At 59.6% G+C, this 4848-nt stretch carries 6 protein-coding genes; 3 read left to right on the forward strand and 3 right to left on the reverse strand.

The annotated features are described in order from the left end of the window. The 3 genes from HP459_RS21360 to mltB all read right to left on the reverse strand — a co-directional run. On the reverse strand, positions 1–777 hold a 777-nt coding region (locus HP459_RS21360), incomplete at its 3' end, for a metal ABC transporter permease (protein WP_171936800.1). Beyond that, positions 774–1427: a metal ABC transporter ATP-binding protein gene (locus HP459_RS21365; protein ID WP_022649143.1), complete on the reverse strand. Its 654-nt coding sequence runs from the start codon at positions 1425–1427 to the stop codon at positions 774–776. The genes HP459_RS21365 and HP459_RS21360, both read right to left, overlap by 4 nt. 268 nt (positions 1428–1695) lie before the next feature. Then, positions 1696–2796 (reverse strand): lytic murein transglycosylase B, encoded by a 1101-nt coding sequence (gene mltB / locus HP459_RS21370; protein ID WP_022649145.1) that lies wholly within the window; start codon positions 2794–2796, stop codon positions 1696–1698. 251 nt (positions 2797–3047) lie between these two features. Between mltB and srlA the strand changes: the two genes are divergently transcribed. The 3 genes from srlA to srlB all read left to right on the forward strand — a co-directional run. Then, positions 3048–3611, forward strand: a complete 564-nt coding sequence (gene srlA, locus HP459_RS21375) for a PTS glucitol/sorbitol transporter subunit IIC (RefSeq protein ID WP_003862164.1) — start codon at positions 3048–3050, stop codon at positions 3609–3611. After that, on the forward strand, positions 3608–4567 hold the full coding sequence (locus HP459_RS21380) for a PTS glucitol/sorbitol transporter subunit IIB (protein WP_022649146.1): 960 nt from the start codon (positions 3608–3610) through the stop codon (positions 4565–4567). The genes srlA and HP459_RS21380 overlap by 4 nt, the downstream gene beginning before the upstream one ends. Positions 4568–4579: 12 nt before the next feature. Continuing rightward, positions 4580–4848 (forward strand): PTS glucitol/sorbitol transporter subunit IIA (srlB, locus tag HP459_RS21385; RefSeq protein ID WP_171936801.1); only part of this gene is annotated, 269 nt, incomplete at its 3' end.

Genomic DNA, 4848 nt, shown 5'->3' on the forward strand with positions numbered 1-4848 from the left:
CACAATGGAGGGCCCGGCGGGCAGACTCACTGCCCAGGAAAGGCTTAAGCCCAGCCACGCGCAAAAAATACCGCTGATACCCGCCATCAGAAGTAACCCTGGCAGGGTGCGCACCCAGCAGCGTGCCGCCACGGCGGGCAACATCATCAGCCCGACGGCCATCAACGTGCCGAGCACCTGAAAACCGGCCACCAGGTTGAGCACCAGCAGCGCCAGAAACAGACCGTGTAACATCCCGGGCAGCCAGCGCGCGTTCACCTGCAACCACGCGGTATCGAACGCTTCGCTGACCAGCCCACGATAAAAAATCGCCAGCGTGAGGAGCGTGAACATGCAAACGCCCGTCACGAACAGGGCTGACGCGCTATCCACGGCGAGAATGGAGCCAAACAGAAGATGAAGCAGATCGACATTTGAACCGCGCAGCGACACCAGCGTGACGCCCAGCGCCAGGGAACCCAGGTAAAACCCCGCGAAGCTGGCATCCTCTTTAAGGGGCGTGCGGCGGCTGACCAGCCCGGCCACCAGCGCAACGGCGATCCCGGCAATAAACCCGCCGACAGTCATTGCCAGAAGCGACATACCGCTGAGCAGATAGCCCACCGCGACACCCGGCAAAATGGCATGAGAAAGGGCGTCCCCCATCAGGCTCATCCGACGCAGCTGAAGGAATACCCCCAGCGCCGTGGTGCTGACGGAGAGCGCCAGGCAAACCACCAGTGCACGGCGCATAAAGCCGTACTCAATAAACGGCTGGAAGAATGTATGCCAGATCATGCCACCCTCACCCGCTCGGTTTTCCATTGGGGACTATCAGCGTCCAGACGTAACGTCTGCGGGAAGTGACGTGCTACGCGCTCGCTGTCATGTAGTACCGCCAGCAGGGTCTGCCCCTGCATATACATCTCCAGCATCAGATCCATCAGCACGTTGCAGGTCGCTTCATCAACGCCGGTGAAGGGTTCGTCCAGCATCACCAGCGGTGCCTGCTGCACTAAAACGCGGGCAAACAGCATGCGCTGGAATTGCCCGCCGGAGAGTTCATCGATGGTGGATAACGCCATGGACGCCAGCCCCACGCGCTCAAGCGCGCCGGCAATGCGCATGCGGGTATCCCGACGAAAACCGGCAAATAGCGAGATTTCTGGCCAGCAGCCCATGCTCACCACGTCCTGCACGGTCAGAGGAAATTGCGCCTCCAGCGCGTGACGCTGCGCCAGCCAGCCCACCACCGGACGTCTCCCCTGCCAGCGAAACGTACCGCTGACGGGCGGAAGAAAGCCAGCGAGCGTTTTCAGCAGCGTGGATTTGCCGCAGCCGTTGGCCCCGACGATGGCGGTCATGCTCCCGCGTTCAATCACGCCGGACAGTGCGCGCGTAACGGGCTGGCGATCGTAACCCGCCACCAGGTCGTTCATCACGATCATGGCAACGCCACCGCCCAGCGCACGGCCAGGCCGAGAAACAGAATGAGCATCAGCGCCAGCAGCAGACGAACCGGGGATGAGAGAGAAAACAGGGACATGGATATCTCAATTAAAAATTATGTTATAACATAACAATAATGAAAGACGATTAAGATGTAAACGGCGGGAGTGAAATGGGAATGTGGCGAAATGTTTCTGCGGGAAACAGGTGCGGGCGGGTGCCCTCACCCCAGCCCTCTCCCACAGGGAGAGGGAGGCATAAGGGGACTTACTGGCTAAACGGTGACGCTGCCGGCACACGCGCCTGAGACACCGCCAGCCCCAGCTGCCACACCGCCATCGCATAGTGCGTGCTGTGGTTGTAGCGGGTAATGGTGTAGAAGTTCGGCAGTCCGAACCAGTACTGATAACCGGTTCCGACATCCAGGCGCAGCAGACTCACCTGGTCAACATTGCCCAGCGGCTGCGACGGCGTTAAGCCTGCCGCTGCAAGCTGCGCCACGCTGTATTTGGTTTTAAATCCGTTTTCCAGACCAAACGCTTCGCCGTTCGCCTGTACCGCCACCTGGCCGCCCGGCGTCCAGCCGTGCGCTTTGAAGTAGTTGGCCACGCTGCCAATGGCGTCTTCGGGATCCCACAGGTTGATGTGACCATCCCCGTTAAAATCTACCGCGTACTGCTTATAGGAGGACGGCATAAACTGGCCGTAGCCCATCGCACCGGCGAACGACCCTTTCAGATCTAACGGATCGTCCTGTTCGTCTCGCGCCATCAGCAGGAAGGTTTCCAGTTCAGAGGAGAAATACTCGGCGCGGCGCGGGTAGTTGAAGGAGAGCGTCGCCAGCGCATCGAGGATGCGGGTTTTACCCATAATGCGTCCCCAGCGGGTCTCAACCCCAATAATACCGACGATGATCTCCGGCGGCACGCCATAGACCTGCCACGCGCGGTTCAGGGCGTCTTCATACTGATTCCAGAACACCACGCCATTTTGCACGTTGTCCGGGGTAATAAACTGTTTGCGATAGCGCAGCCACGCCCCGTTTGGCCCGGTCGGCACCTGGGCCGTCGGCGCCTGCCTGTCCATCAGGCGCAGCACGTAGTCCAGACGCTTCGCCTGAGACAAAATGGCATGCAGCTGCTGGCGATCAAAACCGTGCTTGCTCACCATTTTATCGATGAACTGTTCGGCCGCAGGGTTATTCGCGAAGTCGCCGCCCATCTGCATCATATTGTGCTGCGGCTCAAGCAGGAACCCGCCGGAAGGCGCGCCCGCCGTTTGTTGAACAGCTTCAGTCCTGGGTTTGCTACTACAGGCGGACAGGAGAATAAGCGCAGGTAACAGCGCTGCATAACGACGCTTGAACATGTGGCATCCATTTAACGAGTTCGGTAAGAACCCAGTATGGTAAAGCATCCGCAACACCTCAAGGAAGCGGTACACACCTCCCCAACGCAAATCCGCGCTTTTTTCCATCGAAAATCATTCGCCCCACCAATTATCTTTCAAATTAATCCATTTTTCTTTCATTGTGAGATCTAATTAACACTTTAAAAGCTTTCAATTTGATTATTATTAGCCCCGAACAGACAAAAACAAACGCCCTACAGGAGAGAAGAATGATAGAAACCATTACCCACGGCGCCGAGTGGTTCATCGGGCTTTTTCAGAAAGGCGGCGAGGTATTCACCGGCATGGTGACCGGGATCCTGCCCCTGCTGATCAGCCTGCTGGTAATCATGAACGCGCTGATTAACTTTATCGGCCAGCAGCGTATTGAACGCTTCGCCCAGCGCTGCGCCGGAAACCCGCTGTCCCGCTACCTGATCCTGCCCTTCATCGGCACCTTTGTGTTCTGCAACCCGATGACCTTAAGCCTCGGCCGCTTTATGCCAGAGAAGTACAAGCCGAGCTATTACGCCGCCGCCTCCTACAGTTGCCATTCCATGAACGGCCTGTTCCCGCACATCAACCCCGGCGAGCTGTTCGTTTATCTCGGGATCGCCAGCGGCCTTACCACGCTTGGCCTGCCGCTCGGCCCGCTGGCGGTGAGCTACCTGCTGGTCGGTCTGGTCACCAACTTCTTCCGCGGCTGGGTGACGGATCTCACCACCGCCATTTTTGAGAAAAAAATGGGCATCCAGCTTGAACAGAAAGTCCATCTTTCAGGAGCTACAGCATGAACCGGATCCGCATTGAGAAAGGCACGGGCGGCTGGGGCGGCCCGCTGGAGTTCGACGCCACCGAAGGCAAAAAGATTGTGTACATCACCGCGGGCACGCGCCCGGCGATCGTCGACAGGCTGCACGAGCTGACGGGCTGGGAAGCGGTCGACGGCTTCAAGGAAGGGGAACCGCCGGAAGCGGAAATCGGCGTGGCGGTGATCGACTGCGGCGGCACGCTGCGCTGCGGCATCTATCCGAAGCGCCGCATTCCGACGGTAAATATTCACTCCACCGGGAAATCCGGCCCGCTGGCGCAGTACATCCTTGAGGATATTTATGTCTCTGGGGTGAAGGAGGACAACATCACGCTGGTGAATGGCACATCCGCGCCGCAAAAAGCGGCCCCGCGCGAGTACGACACCAGCAAAAAAATCACCGAGCAGAGCGATGGCCTGCTGGCGAAGGTCGGGATGGGGATGGGGTCCGCCGTGGCGGTGCTGTTCCAGTCCGGGCGCGACACCATCGACACGGTGCTGAAAACCATTCTGCCGTTTATGGCGTTCGTCTCGGCGCTGATCGGTATCATCATGGCCTCCGGCCTCGGCGACTGGATTGCCCACGGCCTCGCCCCGCTCGCCAGCCACCCGCTCGGCCTGGTGACGCTGGCGCTGATCTGCTCCTTCCCGCTGCTGTCGCCGTTTCTCGGCCCGGGCGCGGTGATTGCCCAGGTCATCGGCGTGCTGATTGGCGTACAGATTGGTCTGGGCAACATTCCCCCGCACCTCGCTCTGCCAGCCCTTTTTGCCATTAACGCTCAGGCGGCGTGCGACTTCATCCCCGTCGGGCTGTCGCTGGCCGAAGCACGTCAGGACACCGTGCGCGTGGGCGTCCCCTCCGTGCTGGTGAGCCGCTTCCTGACGGGCGCGCCAACGGTGCTGATTGCCTGGTTTGTCTCCGGCTTTATTTATCAATAAGAGGTTCCTGCCATGACCGTGATTTACCAGACCACCATTACCCGCATCGGCCTGAGCGCGGCCGATGCGCTGAGCGACCAGATGCTGATCACCTTCCGCGAAGGGGCGCCTGCGGATATCGAAGAGTTTTGCTTTATCCACTGCCACGGCGAGCTAAACGGCGAGCTGAAGGCCGGGAGCCAGCTTGAGCTGGGCGAGGCGCGCTATGCCGTGACCGCTGTCGGCGACGTCGCTGAACAAAACCTGCGCGAGCTGGGGCACATCACCCTGCGTTTTGACGG

The sequence above is a fragment of the Enterobacter sp. CM29 genome (genome assembly GCF_013179605.1).
Lineage (GTDB): Bacteria > Pseudomonadota > Gammaproteobacteria > Enterobacterales > Enterobacteriaceae > Enterobacter > Enterobacter intestinihominis.